Source organism: Streptomyces tritici, assembly GCF_048500665.1.
Taxonomy (GTDB): Bacteria; Actinomycetota; Actinomycetes; order Streptomycetales; family Streptomycetaceae; genus Streptomyces; species Streptomyces tritici.
The window spans coordinates 2,213,134-2,228,904 of the sequence record NZ_CP183183.1 but is presented as its reverse complement, the minus strand read 5'-3'; the positions used below and the strand labels follow the sequence as shown (position 1 = coordinate 2,228,904).

The following is a 15,771-nucleotide window of genomic DNA, read 5'->3' as shown; positions in this document are numbered from 1 at the left end:
CCCGGCGCGGCACAGTCGGGACATGACCTTCGACGCCGAGAACGCCGCAGACCAGGACCCGCACGCCAACGACGCCGCCCCGTACTCCGGCGGCGACCCGTACGCCGACTACCGCTCCGGTGACTTCCCGTTCACCGAGCTGGTCGACCTGGCCGACCGCCGCCTCGGCGCCGGTGTCGTCGCCGCCAACGACGAGTTCTTCGCCGAGCGGGAGAACCTGCTCGTCCGCGAGCGGGCCGTGTTCGACCCGGAGCACTTCGGCCACAAGGGCAAGATCATGGACGGCTGGGAGACCCGCCGCCGTCGCGGCGCCGACGCCGAGAACGTCTTCCCGGCCCCCGAGGACCACGACTGGGCGATCGTCCGGCTCGGCGCCCCCGGCGTCATCCGCGGGATCATCGTCGACACCGCCCACTTCCGCGGCAACTACCCCCAGCGGGTCAGCGTCCAGGCCGCCTCCGTCGAAGGCTCGCCCAGCCCGGAGGAGCTGCTCTCCGACGCGGTGAAGTGGGAGGAGCTCGTCCCGCCGACCCCCGTCCGCGGCCACGCCGCCAACGGCTTCGCGATCAACGCGGAGCGCCGCTTCACCCACGTACGCGTCTGCCAGCACCCCGACGGCGGCATCGCCCGCCTCCGCGTGCACGGCGAGGTCGTCCCGGACCCCGAGTGGCTGGAGCTGCTCGGCACCCTCGACCTGATCTCCGTGCTCAACGGCGGCGTGTACGAGGACGCCTCGGACAAGTTCTACTCCTCGCCGACCCAGATCATCCTGCCCGGCACCTCCCGCAAGATGGACGACGGCTGGGAGAACCGCCGCCGCCGGGTCCGCGGCACCAACGACTGGGTGCGCTTCCGGCTCGCCGCCCAGGGCGCGGTCCGCGCGGTCGAGATCGACACCGCCTACCTCAAGGGCAACTCCGCCGGCTGGGTCGCCCTGCAGGGCCGCAACGGCGACGACGGCGAGTGGTTCGAGATCATCCCGCGGACGAAGCTCCAGCCCGACACCCTGCACCGCTTCAAGCTCCCCGCGCAGGCCGTCGTCACCCACGTCCGCCTCGACGCCTTCCCCGACGGCGGCGTCGCCCGGATGCGGCTGCACGGCTCGCTCACCGACGAGGGCGCGGCCGCCCTGCGCACCCGCTTCCAGCGGCTGAACGGCTGACGGCCGGCCCACCGACTCCCGCCCGGCGGCGCGGCGCGCACGAACGCCCGCGCCACCGGGCGGGCCTCAAGAACGGGCGAAGGGGCACCTCCGTGGGGGAGGGTGCCCCTTCGCCGTCTCGCCGTCCTACGGTCAGCGCGCCGCGGCCCGGTCCGCCGCCTGCGCCTTCAGCGCCCGCTCGACGCCCGCGCGCGACTCGGTCACCAGCCGGCGCAGCGCCGGGGCCGGGTCGTTCGCCGCGATCCACGCGTCCGTGGCGTCCAGGGTCTCCTGCGAGATCTGCAGCGTCGGGTAGAGACCGACCACGATCTGCTGGACGATCTCGTGGCTGCGGGTCTCCGCGACCCGCTTGATCGAGGCGAAGTACTTGTCCGTGTACGGGGCGAGCAGCTCGCGCTGGTCGGTCTGCACGAAGCCCCCGATCACCGCCTCCTGCACCGCGTTCGCCAGCTTGTCGTCGTCGACGACCGACGCCCACGCCTCGGCCTTCGCCGCCTCGCTCGGACGCGCCGCGCGCGCCGTGGCCGCGTGCCGCTCGCCCGCCGCCGTCGGGTCGCGCTTCAGCTCGGCCGCGATCTCCGGCTCGTCGTACCGGCCGGTGGCCGCGAGCCGCTGCACGAACGCCCAGCGCAGCTCGGTGTCCACGACCAGGCCCTCGACGGTCTCGCTCCCGTCGAGCAGACCGGCCAGCAGGTCCAGCTCCGCGTCGGTGCGCGCCGTGTCGGCGAACGCCCGCGCCCAGGCCAGCTGGTGGTCGCTGCCCGGGGCGGCGGCCTTCAGCTGCTCCAGGGACGCCTGCGTCCAGCGGGCCAGACCGGCCGGGCGCCAGGCCGGGTCGGCGTACAGCTCGATCGCCAGCTTCACCTGGCGCTGCAGCGACTGCACCACGCCGATGTCGGACTCCTTGGCGATGCCGGAGAGCACCAGCTCCAGGTAGTCGCGGGTGGCCAGCTCGCCGTCGCGGGTCATGTCCCAGGCCGAGGCCCAGCACAGCGCGCGCGGCAGCGACTCGGTGAAGTCGCCGAGGTGGGCGGTGACGTTCTTCAGCGACACCTCGTCCAGGCGGACCTTCGCGTACGACAGGTCGTCGTCGTTCAGCAGCACCACGGCCGGGCGGGCGCGGCCCACCAGCTGCGGCACCTCGGTCAGCTCGGCGGCGGCGATGTCCAGCTCGATCCGGTCGGTGCGGACCAGCTTGCCGTCCTTCAGGTCGTACAGGCCGATCGCGATGCGGTGCGGACGCAGCACCGCCTCGCCCTTCGCGCCGGTGGGCAGCGCCGGGGCCTCCTGCTTCACCGCGAACGCGGTGACCGTGCCGTTCTCGTCGGTCTCGAGCTCAGGGCGCAGGATGTTGATGCCGGCCGTCTCCAGCCACGCCTTCGACCAGGCCTTCAGGTCACGGCCGGAGGTCTCCTCCAGCGCGCCGAGCAGGTCCGACAGACGCGTGTTGCCGAAGGCGTGCCGCTGGAAGTACGCCTGGACGCCCTTGAAGAACTCGTCCTGGCCGACGTACGCCACCAGCTGCTTCAGGACCGAGGCGCCCTTGGCGTACGTGATCCCGTCGAAGTTGACGAGCACGTCCTCCAGGTCGTTGATGTCGGCCATGATCGGGTGGGTGGACGGCAGCTGGTCCTGCCGGTACGCCCAGGTCTTCTCCGAGTTGGCGAAGGTGGTCCAGGCGTTGGGCCAGCGGGTGCCCTCCACGGACGCCTGGCAGGCGACCGAGGTGAAGGTGGCGAACGACTCGTTCAGCCAGAGGTCGTTCCACCACTCCATGGTGACCAGGTCGCCGAACCACATGTGGGCCAGCTCGTGCAGGATGGTCTCGGCCCGGCGCTCGTACGCCGCGTCCGTCACCTTCGAGCGGAAGACGTACTGGTCGCGGATGGTCACCGCGCCCGCGTTCTCCATCGCGCCCGCGTTGAACTCCGGCACGAACAGCTGGTCGTACTTGGCGAACGGGTAGGCGTAGGCGAACTTCTCCTGGAACCAGTCGAAGCCCTGCCGGGTCACGTCGAAGATGTGGTCCGCGTCGAGGAACTCGGCCAGCGAGGGGCGGCAGTAGATGCCGAGCGGGACGACCTGGCCGTCCTTGCCCTCGTACGTCGAGTGCACCGCGTGGTACGGGCCGACGATCAGCGCGGTGATGTACGTGGAGATCCGCGGGGTCGGCTCGAAGACCCAGACGCCGTCCTTCGGCTCCGGGGTCGGGCTGTTGGAGATCACGGTCCAGCCCTCGGGGGCCTTCACGGTGAACTGGAAGGTCGCCTTCAGGTCCGGCTGCTCGAAGGAGGCGAAGACCCGGCGGGCGTCCGGCACCTCGAACTGCGTGTACAGGTACGCCTGACCGTCGACCGGGTCGACGAAGCGGTGCAGGCCCTCGCCGGTGTTGGTGTACGCGCAGTCGGCGACGACCTTCAGCTCGTTGCGGCCCTGCTTCAGATGGGGCAGCGCGATCCGGGAGTCCCGGAAGACGGCGGCGACGTCGAGGGCGTGCCCGTTCAGCACGACCTCGTGCACGGCGGGGGCGACGAGATCGATGAAGCTCTCGGCGCCGGCCTCGGCGGAATCGAAGCGGACGAGGGTGACGGACCGGTAGGTCCCGCCCTCCTGCGCACCGGTGAGGTCCAGTTCGACCTCGTACGCGTCCACGGTCAGCAGCTTCGCCCGCTGCTGCGCCTCTTCACGGGTCAGGTTCGTGCCAGGCACCCGGTCAACTCCTCAATTTCGTGACGTTTGGCCCATCCTTCCACGGGGTGCGTCACCTGCGCACGGTGCATTTCCAAGGGCCGTCGCCGCTGATCCGCAGCAGGCCGGGGCCGGGCACCGGGGCCCCCACCCGCAGCTCGCCGATCTCGTTGACCAGCAGCTCCTGGTCCTCCTCGTCGTACTCCGGGTAGGCGGGCGGGGTGTGCAGGTGGACGGTGAAGTTCGACTCGCCGTGGTGCCAGAAGTCCAGGACGCCGGCCGGGCCCTCGTAGATCACCAGATCGTGCGCATGTCCCTCGATGTGCCCGTCGAACCGGCGGGCGTGGGTGAGCGGCAGCACCCGCAGGGTCCAGGGGGTGTCGGCCTCCACGCGCAGGGTCAGCGGGCGGTCGCGGGGGACCACGGCGACGGTGCGGGCGCGCACGTCGTCCTCGTACGCGGTGAGCAGGAAGTCCTCGGCGCGGCCGTAGGCGTCGCAGGACTCGATGGTGGTCGAGATCGAGTGGTACGCCTCGACCTCCAGCAGCGCCCAGCCCGGCGGGATCGCCGGATCGCAGTGCACGGTCTCCCTGCCGCGCCCCTGATGCACGAAGGGCCGGAAGGAGGCGGCGTATGCATCCCCGGGACCTCCGGCGGCGGGTGCGGCGGGCGGCTGGTACGGGGCCGGGCCACCCGGCGGCGCGTACCCGCCGGGCGCGGCCGCCGATCCGTACCCGTCGCCCGCGTGTCTGCCCGCCTGCGGGGCGACCCCGGGCTGCGCCGGGTACGGCCCGGCACCCGGGGCCTGCGCGGGAGCGCCGTACGGAGCGCCGTACGGGCCGGGAGCCGGGGCCTGGGCGGGGGTGCCGTAGGGGCCGGTGGCCGGGGCCTGGGCCGGGGCGCCGTACGGGCCGGCGGAGGGGATCGGGGCGGGAGCGCCGTACGGGCGGTCGGCGGGAGCCTGGGCCGGAGTGCCGTACGCGTCGGCGGGGTGCGGGGCCGCAGTCCCGTACGGAGCCGCCGCGGGGTGACCGGTGGGGGGCGGAGAGCCGTACGGGGCCGGGGCCGGTGGGGGGACGTAGCCCGGGCCGGGGATCGGCGCGGGCGGGGGCTCGACCTCGATGCCGAAGTCCGTCGCCAGGCCCGCGAGCCCGGAGGCGTAGCCCTGCCCGACCGCCCGGAACTTCCAGCCGCCCGTCCGGCGGTAGAACTCGCCGAAGACGAACGCGGTCTCCGCCGTCGCGTCCCCGATCGCGAAGTACACCACCGTCTGCCCGGCCGGATCCGTCACCCGCACGTCCAGCCCGGGCACCCGCCCGAACGGCCCGCCGTCCGCCGAGGCGGCCACCACGACCCGCTCCACGCCCGGCTCGACCCGGGCGAGATCCAGCCAGATCCAGTCCGCGACCACCGTGCCCGGCCCGCCAGGGGCCGACTTGCCCAGATGCCGCACCGCGCCCGACGGATGCGTCCCGTGGTTGTAGAACACCAGGTCCGCGTCCCCGCGCACCCGGCCGCCCGCGTCGAGCAGCAGCGCCGACACGTCCACGTCCGGCACCCCGGGCCCGCCCTGCCAGGCCACCGCCACCTGAAGCGCCTGCGTGGGCACCGCGACGTTGGCGCCCTTCGGTATCTGGGTCATGACCGGATCCTCGCACCCGAAGTCCCCGGTTCGAACGCGTTGTCCGAATTCCGCCGGTACCCACCCCGGCAGGAACCCGGCACGAACCCGGCAGGAACCCGGCGGGAACGCCGAAGGGGCGGCCGCCCCGGAGAGCGGCCGCCCCTTCGGGAACAGCTCAGGCGCCCTTCAGCTCCTGCGCCACCAGCTCCGCGATCTGCACCGCGTTCAGCGCGGCGCCCTTGCGGAGGTTGTCGTTGGAGACGAACAGCGCGAGGCCGTTCTCGACCGTCTCGTCGACGCGGATGCGGCCCACGTACGAGGCGTCCTTGCCCGCCGCCTGCAGCGGCGTCGGGATCTCGGAGAGCTCGACGCCCTCCGCGTCCTTCAGCAGCTCGTACGCGCGCTCCACGCTGATCGGACGGGCGAAGCGGGCGTTGACCTGGAGCGAGTGGCCGGAGAAGACCGGGACGCGCACGCAGGTGCCGGAGACCTTGAGGTCCGGGATCTCCAGGATCTTGCGCGACTCGTTGCGGAGCTTCTGCTCCTCGTCGGTCTCGTGCGTGCCGTCGTCGACGAGGTTGCCGGCGAGCGGCACCACGTTGAAGGCGATGGGACGGCGGTACACGCCGGGCTCCGGGAAGGCCACGGCCTCGCCGTCGTGGGCGAGCTCGGTCGCGCGGTCGGCGACGGCCCTGACCTGGCCGTCCAGCTCCGCCACGCCGGCCACGCCCGAGCCGGACACGGCCTGGTACGTGGTGGCGACCAGCGCGGTCAGGCCGGCCTCCTGGTGGAGCGGCTTGAGGACCGGCATGGCGGCCATCGTGGTGCAGTTCGGGTTGGCGATGATGCCCTTCGGGCGGTCCTTGACCGCGTGCGGGTTGACCTCGGACACCACCAGCGGGACGTCGGGGTCGCGGCGCCAGGCGGAGGAGTTGTCGATCACGACCGCGCCCTGGGAGGCGACCTTCTCGGCGAGCGCCTTGGAGGTGGCGCCGCCGGCGGAGAACAGCACGATGTCCAGACCGGTGTAGTCCGCGGTGGCCGCGTCCTCCACGACGACCCCGTCCAGGACGGTGCCGGCGGAGCGGGCGGACGCGAAGAGGCGCAGCTCGTCGACCGGGAAGTTCCGCTCCGTGAGGATCTTGCGCATGACCGTGCCGACCTGACCGGTGGCTCCGACGATTCCGACCTTCACGAGGACTCCTCCGTACGTTTGTGCAGGGTGCTGCCGGTCCATGATGCGTATCACCCCGGGCGGCTTGTCCAATCGATTGTCCGAGGAACGGGACGCCAAAGGGGCGGACGCCAGTTCCGGCGCCCGCCCCCTCATGATCGCGGTGTCGGTCGGACCCTACGGGGTGACCGTGCCGATCACCACGCTGCCGGCGCCCGCGACGGTGCCGCGCGCGTTCACCAGCTTGACCTCGCCGAAGAACTGCCGGCCCGCCGGCGCCTCGCCGGAGACCAGCACCTCGGCGCCGACCTTCGCGCTCGCGCCGTTGGCCAGCGGGTAGGTCTTCGCCGCGTCGACCTGGACCTTGCCGAGCGACGCGGAGTAGTACACGTCCCGGTAGTCGTAGGTCGTGCCGCCCGCGGCCTGAACCGAGTAGCCGTCGATCACGACGGTGTAGGTGCCCGCGGCGGGCTTCACCAGCGAGACGGACTCCTCCGAGTCGCCGTCCGCCGACTGGCCGACCTGCTTGCCGTTGAGCAGCACGGTCAGGTCGAGGTCGGCGGCCTTGTCGGAGGTGTTGCCGATGGACACGTCGAGCCGCTCGACACCCTCACCGATGGTGACGGTCTTCGTCTGCTGCTCGTGGTGCTGGATGGTCGGGGTCTCGACCTTGGCCGAGCCGAGCGAGCCGCCCTGCAGCTTGCCCTCCAGGCCGGCGAAGGTGTTCTTCACCGTCCACTCGACCGCGGCGGGGGTGCCGACCTTCGCCTCGGCGACGGTCTGCACGGCCGGGTCGAAGTCGGCGCCCAGGACCGTCACGTCCAGCTTGTACGGGTTGTCCAGGTCGGGCGAGGTGCGGCGCGCCTCGACCTCGATCTCCCAGACGCCCGGCGTCGGGTTGGCGTACGAACGCAGGTCCGGACGGCAGGTGTTGGCCGGGTTGTAGTGCGGGTAGCACACGTTGGACGCGGTCGACTCGATGGCCACGCCGTACGGGTGGATCGCGATGAACCGGGTCTGGCTCTTCTCCTTCAGGCCGCCGAGGGCGACCTCGAGGGACTTGGCGCCGGCCGGGACCTTCACGAAGTACGACTTGTGGCTGTTGCGCTGCACCGTGCCGGAGGCGGAGGTGGTGAAGCCCGGGGCCACCAGGTTCTTCGCGACGACGACGGTCGACAGGATCTGCTTGTCGACGCCCTCGGTGCGCTCGTCGTCCAGCTCCAGGATGGCGCTGTGCACGCCGGCCGACTTGGGCGCGGCCTGGACCTTGACGGTGACCGGCTTGTTCAGCGGGAGCGTGATGTAGTCGTACGCGGTGGCGGCCTTGAAGGTGCCGTCGTTGTACTTCCAGTTCAGCTCGTGACGCACGCCGTACGACGGGCCGGAGGTCCGGGTGATCGTGACGTTGTACGACTTGGTCTGGCCGGCCTTGAGGCCGCCCTCGCGGTCGTACACACCGGTGCCGGTGTGCGGGGCCGGGAAGATGACCGTGTCGACCGGGGCCTCGACCTTGTAGGCGTGCGCGGTCGCGCCGGCCCGGACGGACTCCCAGGCCTCGACGATGTCGATGAGGCCCGAGCCCTGCTCGTGCGCCTTGACGCCGGAGATCGGCTTGGCGGTGGAGGTGAGGGCGGTGCGCAGGGTCAGCGGGGAGAGCTCGATGCCCTGCTGCTTCGCGGCGGAGAGCAGCAGCGCGCTCGCGCCGGCGACCTGCGGGGAGGACATCGAGGTGCCGTTGAGCATCCCGTAGCCCGCGGGCAGGGTGTAGCCCGCCTCGGGCACGCCCGAGCCGGCCTGCCAGGTCGGGATGGTGTTCACGGACGAGCCCGGACCGGAGATGGTCGGGGTGAAGCCGCCGTCCTCACGCGGGCCGCGCGAGGAGAACGGGAACATCGCGTACGGCTTCTCGACGGCCGAGCCGTAGTTGCTGGCCCAGGTCGCCTTGGAGATGGCCGCGCCGACCGAGACGACCTTGTCGGCCAGGCCGGGGTCGCCGATGGTGTTGACGCCCGGACCGGAGTTGCCGGCCGAGATGACCAGCTGGACGCCGTGCTCGTCGATCAGCCGGGTGTACAGGCGGGCGCGGACGTTGTCGCCGTCGTTCTGCGCGGGCAGACCGCCGATCGACATGTTGACGATGTCGACGCCGCGGTTGACGACGAGGTCCGTCATGCCCTCCATGAGGGCGGTGTTGGTGCAGCCGCCGGTCCACGTGCAGGCGCGCGAGGAGACGAGCTTCGCGCCCGGGGCCGCGCCGTCCATCTTGCCGCCGAACAGGCTGTTGGCGGCGGTGATGCCGGCGACGTGGGTGCCGTGCGAGGACTCGACGATGCCGATGTTGACGAAGTCGGCCTTCTTGCCGACCCACGAGCCGCCCGCCGGGTCCATCGGGACGTCCTTGCGGATCTCGATGACGAACGGCGTGCGCTCGGCGACCTCGGTGTCCGGGTTGTCGGTGCCGAAGTACCCGATCTGGAAACCGTCCTTGTACGGCTTCATCGGCTCGTTGTCCGTGAAGTCGTTGTCCTGGTCGGTGTCCACGCGGACGGTGCCGGCGGCCGGGTCGTACAGCATGCCGAAGACGTCGGTGGTGTCGCCGTCGCGGTTGATGTCACCGGCCGGGTCGCCGCCCGCGGTGATCGCCTCGGTGAAGCGGCTCCACTGGTACGCGCCCTCGGGGGCCTTCCAGCTCTGCGAGCCCGCGGTGAACGCGGGGCCGGCGACCGGGGTGATCTGCGCGCGCCAGGTGGCGTCGCCCTCGGTCAGCGGGTCGGTGGCGGTGACCCAGTCGACGATCTTGCGCTCGCCGGTGGTGGTCTTCTGCAGCGCCGGGTGCGCGAGGTCGACGCCGGAGTCGAGGATGCCGATGGTCACGCCGCGGCCGTCGGCCGTGGGGTTGTCCTCGACGAACTCGACCGCGCCGGTCTCGTGCGACGGGTTGTACGGGTTCTTCGCCGGCGTGTCCTTGCCCGGGGCCGGGTAGTTCGTCGCGACGGTGGAGCCCGCGGCGGAGCCCTTGGCGCCGGCGTCCGGGGTCGGGTCGTCGAGGACGATCTCGGCCTGGAGGTCGACGGCCTGGACGGAGGAGAGCTTGGTGGCGGCCGTGATGGCGGCGTCGGCCTTGCCGGTGGGCAGGGTGGCGCGGACGTAGCCGAGCTTGTCGTCGCGCTTGCCGACGGAGGCGCCGGGGACGGCGTCGAGCTGGCCGGCGACCTGCTCGGTCGCGCCGGGGGCGGTCGCCACGAGGATCGTGACGTTCTTCTGGCCGGTGGCCTCGGCCTCGTCGAGGCGCTGGGCGTCGGTGGCGCCGAGCTTGTCGGCGGGGTTCGCGGCCTTGACCGGGGGAGTGGACGCCGGGTCCTCGGCGGCCAGGACCGGAGCGGCGCCGGCCGCGATGAGCGCGGTCACCAGGCCGGCGGCCGCGGCGACGCGGGCGGCGCGTCTGTGCCCGGGGGTCGAGCGCCCGGGTATGGAGCTCTGGGTTTCGGGGGTGGTCATTTACATCCCTGTTGATGAAAGAAGAGGGTCCGGATTTCGGTACCGGATGACCGCTCAGCCTTTCGTAAACGACCAGGGTTTGTGGAGAGTTGTCGAGCCCCCAGATGCGGGAGTGGCGCAAATCCGCCACGGGGGGACCTGCGCCATGAGGGACGAATCGCCCCCAACGAGGGCGATTCGACGGATGGTTAGTTTTCCTTTGTACGGGCGTAGTGGCGCGAGGCCTTGGCCCGGTTTCCGCAGACCGCCATCGAGCACCAGCGCCGGGTGCCGTTCCGCGAGGTGTCGAAGAAGTGCAGGATGCACGCCTCGTGCGCGCAGGCGCGGATCCGGTCGGGCGCGGTGCGCAGCAGGTCCAGGTAGTTCCGGGCGGCGAGCCAGGCCGGCCCCCAGGCGGGATCGCGGAACTCGGGCCGCTCCCCGGGCCCGTCGACGGTCAGCGTGGCCCGGATGCGGCCGTGCCCGAGGATCGCGTCCAGGCGCTCGACGGCGGTCGGGTCGCCCGGCCGGTCCACCAGGGCGAGCAGCGCGTCGCGGGCCGCCAGGGTGTGCCGCAGCGTCGCGTCGTCCGCGGCGAACTCCGCGTCCAGCCCGTTGGCCGCCAGCCAGACGGCCAGCCCGTCCGGGCCGGTGAGCAGGTCCCGCCGCTCCCCCTCCTCCACCCAGCGGGTGTTGAGCAGGTCCAGGGAGACGGGCTCGCCGGTGAGCGGCCGGGGGTCGGGGACGGTCATGGCGGACTCCCTCGTGCGCGTCGGCGGCATTGCTAACCCCTCAAGAGTACGTGACCGGTTGCGCATGCCCGTTTCTAACCTCTAAAGTCGCAGTGAGAGGTTAGCCCGGAAGGGGCTGACCACATCCGAGGGGACAGTCATGTCTGCGATCGGCACGCTGCGCACGGGGCACGTCGGAATCAACGTCACCGACCTGGGGCGCGCGCTCGGCTTCTACGGGGAGGTCCTCGGCTTCGCGGTGCTGGCCGAGGGCAAGGAGGACGGCCGGCGCTTCGCCTTCCTCGGGCAGGGCGGCGCGCTCACCGTCGCTCTGTGGGAGCAGGCGGAGGGCGCGTACGACCAGGACCGCGCGGGCCTGCACCACCTGGCCTTCGAGGCCGAGTCGATGGACCGGGTCCGGGCGGCGGAGGCCGCGCTGAAGGAGCGGGGCGTCACCTTCGCGTACGAGGGCGTCGTCGCCCACGGCGAGGGCGCGCCGTCCGGCGGCATCTTCTTCCACGACCCGGACGGCACCCGCCTGGAGATCTACGCCCCCCAGGGCGCGGAGGGGGCCGAGGCCCCGACCCCGGACGCCCCCACCTGCGGCTTCTTCTAGCCGTACCCGGCCCGCGCCCGCGCCCGCGCCCGTACCCGTATCCCACCCGACAACGGAGGACCCATGGACCCCGTCCGCGCGTACCACCCCGGCTCCCTGGCCGTCCAGGAGCGCCTCGGGGTCCGCACCCTCGCCGACCACGTCGGCCGCTCCATCGGCCCGGCCATCAAGCCCGTCGCCGCCGCGTTCCTGGAACAGCAGCCCATGCTCGTGCTGGGCGCGGCGGCGCGGGACGGCCAGGTCTGGAGCACCCTGCTCACGGGCGACCCCGGCTTCGTGCGGGCCACCGCCCCGGACCGGATCGCGATCGGGGGCGGCGGCCCGGCCGGGACCGACCCCCTGGCCGGCGCCTTCGACGCCGGCGCCCCGGTCGGGACCATCGCCCTGGACCCCCGCACCCGCCGGCGCATGCGCCTCAACGGCACCACCGCGGACGGGCCCGACGGCCTCTCCGTCCACGCCGAGCAGGTCTTCGCCAACTGCCCGAAGTACCTCCAGAAGCGCACCCTGCACGGCGTCGAGCCCGGCGCCCGGCCCGGCGCGGTGCGCCGTGGTACGGCGCTCACCCCCGGCCAGGAGCGCTTCGTCCGTGCCGCGGACACCTTCTTCGTCGCCACCGCCGCGCCGGACGGCGTGGACGCCAGCCACCGCGGCGGCAACCCCGGCTTCGTCCGGGTGCACGCGCCGGACGAGCTGAGCTGGTTCGACTACCCGGGCAACTCGATGTTCCTGACGCTCGGCAACGTGGAGGCCGACGGCCGCGCGGGGCTGCTCTTCCTCGACTGGAGCACCGGCGACACGCTCCAGCTCTCCGGGACCGCCCGGACCGCCTTCGGGCCGGAGGGGAGGACCACGTACCTTAGGATTCAACAAACTGTTGAAACGGAGGGTGCGAGTCCGTTGCGCTGGTCGGCCCCCGACTACTCGCCGGCCAACCCTCCCCTGGACGAAGGAGCACGATGGCCGGAGTGACGCAGACGGCGGAGGCGACGGAGGCCGCGCCCCCCGCCCCGTCCGTCGAGACCCCCGGCCCGGCCGCCCCGGCTCCCGACGCCTCCGCCCCGGCCCGCTGGACCGCGCGCCTCGCGCGCGCCGTCGCCGCGGGCCCGCCGCGCCCCCGCCCGCGCGCCGTCCTCGCCGCCACCGCGCTCAGCGTCCTCGCGCTGCTGGCCCTCGTCGGCCTCGGCGCCGCCGTCCACCACCCGCTGCTGATACCGCCGCTCGCCGCCAGCATGGCGCTCGTCGCCGGCGCGCCCGACCTGCCGCTCTCCCAGCCCCGCTCGGTCGTCGGCGGCCAGCTGCTCTCCGCGCTCGCCGGCTTCGCCGTGCTCGCCGTCGCCGGACCGGGCCCGTGGAGCGCGGCGGTCGCCGGGGCGCTGGCGCTCGGCGCGATGATGCTGGCCCGCACCCCGCACTCGCCGGCCGCCGCCACCGCGGTGATCGTCGCGCTCGAGGACCCGCCCCTGTGGGCCTTCACCGGCCTGCTCGCGCTGGCCTGCGCGGTCCTGGTGGCCGCCGGACTCCTCGGCGCCCGGCTCACGGGCCGCCGGTACCCCGCCTATTGGTGACATCGGGACACTAACCTCGCTCCATGGTTGAGGAGTTGAGGGTGGCGGCCTACGCCGTGTGTGTGCGCGACGACGACCACGTGCTGCTGGCCCGCTGGGTCGCCCGGGACGGCACCCGGCAGTGGACGCTGCCCGGCGGCGGCATGGACCACGGCGAGGACCCGCTCGACACCGTGGTCCGGGAGGTGGCGGAGGAAACCGGCCAACTCGTTTCGCCCGTACGGCTGCTGGGCGTCGACACCATCCGCCGCCGCTGGTCCCGCCGGTTCGGCGCGGACGCCGACTGGCAGGGGCTGCGCATCGTGTACGAGTGCCGGCTCACCGGCGGCGAACTGCGCAACGAGATCGGCGGCTCCACCGACCTGGCCGCCTGGTTCCCGCTCGACGAGGTCGACCGGCTCGACCGGGTCGAACTGGTCGACACGGGCCTCGCCCTGTGGCGCGAGCGCCCCCCGCTCGGCAGGCTCGTCCGCAACGGCTGAAAGCCGCTCAACCCCGCGGTGCGGATCAACGCCGGACGGACCCGCCGGGTCCTGCCCCTCGACCACAGTCGACGAGCAGGGAGTGCCCCACATGTCCGTACGCCCGGTCCGCCCGGTCCGCACCGCCCTCACGGCGGCGACGCTCGCCGCCGCCCTCACCGCCGTCACCCTCGTGCCCGCCGGCGCGGCCTTCGCCGCCCCCGTGGCGGCGCCCGCGAAACCTGCCCACGACGCCACCCGGCGGGCGCTGGACGCGGCCGTCGCCGCCGGCGTCCCCGGCGCCGTCGCCCAGGCCCGCGAGGGCGACGCCCGCTGGACCGGCACCGCCGGCGAGCGCCGCGGCCGGGACCGGTACCGGATCGCCTCGATCACCAAGACCTTCACCGCCACCGTGCTCCTCCAGCTCCAGGCCGAGGGCCGGCTCGACCTCGACGACACGGTCGAGAAGCACCTGCCGGGGGTGGTCCGCGGCCACGGCCACGACGGCCGCAAGGTCACCGTCCGGCAGCTCCTCAACCACACCAGCGGCATCTACAACTACACCGAGGACCCGGCCTTCCAGCAGCGGGTCTTCGGCTCCGGCTTCCTCCGGCACCGCTACGACACCTGGACCCCGCGGCAGCTCGTCGGCGTCGCCATGGCCCACGAGCCGCACTTCGCTCCGGGTGCCTCCTGGCACTACTCCAACACCAACTTCGTCCTGGCCGGCATGGTGATCGAGAAGGTCACCGGCCGCCCGTACGGCACGGCGGTCGAGAACCGGATCGTCAAGCCGCTGAAGCTGCGCGCCACCAGCGTCCCCGGCACCGACCACCGGATGCCCCGGCCCCACTCCGCCGCGTACTCCAAGCTCGACGGCGGGGCCGACGGACCGACCCACGACGTGACCGCGCTCAATCCGAGCATCGCCGGCGCGGCGGGCGAGATCGTCTCCGACTCCGCCGACCTGCAGACCTTCTTCCGCGCCCTGCTCCAGGGCCGGCTGATCCCCGCGGCCGAGATGCGCGAGCTGACCACCACGCTCCCCGTCTCCGCCGAGCATCCCCGGCACCGCTACGGCCTCGGCATCTCCTGGCAGAAGCTCAGCTGCGGCAAGGAGATCTGGGGGCACGGAGGCGGCATCCACGGCTCGATCTCGGAGGCGTACACCACCCGCGACGGCGAGCACTCCCTCGCCGCGAACTTCAACGCCGACTGGACGGGCGACAGCCAGGCCGTCGTCGAGGCGGAGTTCTGCGGCACGGTCCCGTCGAAGCGAAGCGGGTCCGGCGCGGGTCCGGCGCGAGGCTGACGCGGGTCGGCGCGGGGCCGGCGCTCAGCGCGGCAGGACCACCACGTAGGCGGCCGGGTCGCGGTCGTTCGCGGCCATCAGCGCCGTACGGACCACGGTCGCCTGCTGCTCCAGGGAGTCGCGCAGCTTGCGCGGGGTGAGGTGGACGACGGTGATCCCGAGCCGTTCGAGCACCTCGCGCTTGCGCGTGTACTCCGTCCACAGCGCGTCGTCGTCGAGCCGCGGCGCCCGGGTGTCCAGCTCGACGGCGACCGCCTGGTCCGGCCAGTACGCGTCCAGGCCCCCGAGGTGCGGGCCGCCGGGCAGCCGCAGGTCCACGTTCCACAGCGGGTCGGGCAGCCCGTACGCGCGCACCATCTCGTACAGCCGCTCCTCCGCGACCGCCCGGCCCTCGGCGAGCAGCGAGTCCACCGCGTCCACCACGTGCGGCCGTGACAGCAGCCGGGCCCGGTTCAACTCCCGCACCACGGCGCCCGGTTCGCAGTGGCCGCCGCGCACCGCCTCGGTCAGCAGCCGGCGCACCGCGGTGGCGTCGGCCAGCCCCTCCACCGCGTCCGCGAGCGCCCGGGCGACCGGGGCGACCGGCACTTCGCCGATCCGCACCGGCTCCGGCAGCTCCGCCGTGCGCACCACCCGCACCTGGGCGGTGGACTTCAGTCGGCGCACCCGCGGGACGAGGACGTCGATCCGGTCGACGAGCGCGGTCGGGGGAGCGGAGGCGAAGCGGTGCAGGGCGAGCGCGGCGAGTCCGGTGATCATCGCGTCGGGGCCCTGCTCCGGCACGGCCCCGCGGCGGCGCGCGTGGTGGAGGGCCTCCCGGATCCGGTCGTCGCCGGAACGGGGGAGCGGGCGGGGGGAGATGGGGGTGTTGTGGTTCATGCCGGGGGTCTTCCGCCGTACGAACCTCTCCTAACCGCTGTTACACATCCGTCGACGAATGCGGACAACACCGTCCTAA

General features: G+C 73.0%; 12 protein-coding genes. 6 read left to right on the top strand and 6 right to left on the bottom strand.

The features are described from left to right. Positions 1 to 22 precede the first annotated feature (22 nt). A complete protein-coding gene (gene alc, locus ACNJ93_RS10335; RefSeq protein ID WP_418957076.1) occupies positions 23 to 1,162 on the top strand; it encodes an allantoicase in 1,140 nt (379 codons plus the stop codon). 132 nt (positions 1,163 to 1,294) lie between these two features. Here alc and pepN read toward each other — a convergent pair whose 3' ends face one another. The 5 genes from pepN to ACNJ93_RS10310 all read right to left on the bottom strand — a co-directional run bounded on the left by pepN (position 1,295) and on the right by ACNJ93_RS10310 (position 10,877). Next, the gene (gene pepN, locus ACNJ93_RS10330; RefSeq protein ID WP_418957075.1) at positions 1,295 to 3,871 is read right to left on the bottom strand and encodes an aminopeptidase N; all 2,577 of its coding nucleotides are present in this window, start codon (positions 3,869 to 3,871) and stop codon (positions 1,295 to 1,297) included. A gap of 52 nt (positions 3,872 to 3,923) precedes the next feature. Then, positions 3,924 to 5,492, bottom strand: a complete 1,569-nt coding sequence (locus tag ACNJ93_RS10325) for a TerD family protein (protein ID WP_418957074.1) — start codon at positions 5,490 to 5,492, stop codon at positions 3,924 to 3,926. Positions 5,493 to 5,649: 157 nt separating this feature from the next. Further along, entirely contained in the window at positions 5,650 to 6,669 is a 1,020-nt protein-coding gene (locus ACNJ93_RS10320; RefSeq protein ID WP_418957073.1) for an aspartate-semialdehyde dehydrogenase, read from the bottom strand. Between the two features lie 156 nt (positions 6,670 to 6,825). Beyond that, positions 6,826 to 10,146 (bottom strand): S8 family serine peptidase, encoded by a 3,321-nt coding sequence (locus ACNJ93_RS10315; protein WP_418957072.1) that lies wholly within the window; start codon positions 10,144 to 10,146, stop codon positions 6,826 to 6,828. Positions 10,147 to 10,334: 188 nt separating this feature from the next. Continuing rightward, positions 10,335 to 10,877 (bottom strand): CGNR zinc finger domain-containing protein, encoded by a 543-nt coding sequence (locus ACNJ93_RS10310; protein WP_418957071.1) that lies wholly within the window; start codon positions 10,875 to 10,877, stop codon positions 10,335 to 10,337. Between the two features lie 139 nt (positions 10,878 to 11,016). Here ACNJ93_RS10310 and ACNJ93_RS10305 point away from each other — a divergent pair, with 139 nt between their 5' ends. From ACNJ93_RS10305 to ACNJ93_RS10285, 5 genes are all read left to right on the top strand, one after another. Beyond that, positions 11,017 to 11,472, top strand: a complete 456-nt coding sequence (locus ACNJ93_RS10305; protein WP_418957070.1) for a VOC family protein — start codon at positions 11,017 to 11,019, stop codon at positions 11,470 to 11,472. 63 nt (positions 11,473 to 11,535) lie between these two features. Next, positions 11,536 to 12,444, top strand: a complete 909-nt coding sequence (locus ACNJ93_RS10300; protein WP_418957069.1) for a pyridoxamine 5'-phosphate oxidase family protein — start codon at positions 11,536 to 11,538, stop codon at positions 12,442 to 12,444. Beyond that, positions 12,432 to 13,040 carry an HPP family protein gene (locus ACNJ93_RS10295; RefSeq protein WP_418957068.1) on the top strand — a complete coding sequence of 203 codons (609 nt, stop codon included), beginning with the start codon at positions 12,432 to 12,434 and terminating at the stop codon, positions 13,038 to 13,040. The genes ACNJ93_RS10300 and ACNJ93_RS10295 overlap by 13 nt, the downstream gene beginning before the upstream one ends. A gap of 23 nt (positions 13,041 to 13,063) precedes the next feature. Further along, entirely contained in the window at positions 13,064 to 13,522 is a 459-nt protein-coding gene (locus ACNJ93_RS10290) for an NUDIX hydrolase (RefSeq protein ID WP_418957067.1), read from the top strand. 91 nt (positions 13,523 to 13,613) lie between these two features. After that, positions 13,614 to 14,813 (top strand): serine hydrolase domain-containing protein, encoded by a 1,200-nt coding sequence (locus ACNJ93_RS10285; protein WP_418957066.1) that lies wholly within the window; start codon positions 13,614 to 13,616, stop codon positions 14,811 to 14,813. 24 nt (positions 14,814 to 14,837) lie between these two features. Here the strand turns inward: ACNJ93_RS10285 and ACNJ93_RS10280 are convergent, their stop codons facing one another. Continuing rightward, positions 14,838 to 15,692 (bottom strand): hypothetical protein, encoded by an 855-nt coding sequence (locus tag ACNJ93_RS10280; protein ID WP_418957065.1) that lies wholly within the window; start codon positions 15,690 to 15,692, stop codon positions 14,838 to 14,840. Positions 15,693 to 15,771: the final 79 nt, after the last annotated feature.

Coding starts and splice junctions, on each gene's coding strand:
- alc (WP_418957076.1), top strand. CDS start 23: ATGACCTTCGACGCCGAGAACGCCGCAGACCAGGACCCGCACGCCAAC.
- ACNJ93_RS10325 (WP_418957074.1), bottom strand. CDS start 5,492: ATGACCCAGATACCGAAGGGCGCCAACGTCGCGGTGCCCACGCAGGCG.
- ACNJ93_RS10315 (WP_418957072.1), bottom strand. CDS start 10,146: ATGACCACCCCCGAAACCCAGAGCTCCATACCCGGGCGCTCGACCCCC.
- ACNJ93_RS10310 (WP_418957071.1), bottom strand. CDS start 10,877: ATGACCGTCCCCGACCCCCGGCCGCTCACCGGCGAGCCCGTCTCCCTG.
- ACNJ93_RS10305 (WP_418957070.1), top strand. CDS start 11,017: ATGTCTGCGATCGGCACGCTGCGCACGGGGCACGTCGGAATCAACGTC.
- ACNJ93_RS10300 (WP_418957069.1), top strand. CDS start 11,536: ATGGACCCCGTCCGCGCGTACCACCCCGGCTCCCTGGCCGTCCAGGAG.
- ACNJ93_RS10295 (WP_418957068.1), top strand. CDS start 12,432: ATGGCCGGAGTGACGCAGACGGCGGAGGCGACGGAGGCCGCGCCCCCC.
- ACNJ93_RS10290 (WP_418957067.1), top strand. CDS start 13,064: ATGGTTGAGGAGTTGAGGGTGGCGGCCTACGCCGTGTGTGTGCGCGAC.
- ACNJ93_RS10285 (WP_418957066.1), top strand. CDS start 13,614: ATGTCCGTACGCCCGGTCCGCCCGGTCCGCACCGCCCTCACGGCGGCG.
- ACNJ93_RS10280 (WP_418957065.1), bottom strand. CDS start 15,692: ATGAACCACAACACCCCCATCTCCCCCCGCCCGCTCCCCCGTTCCGGC.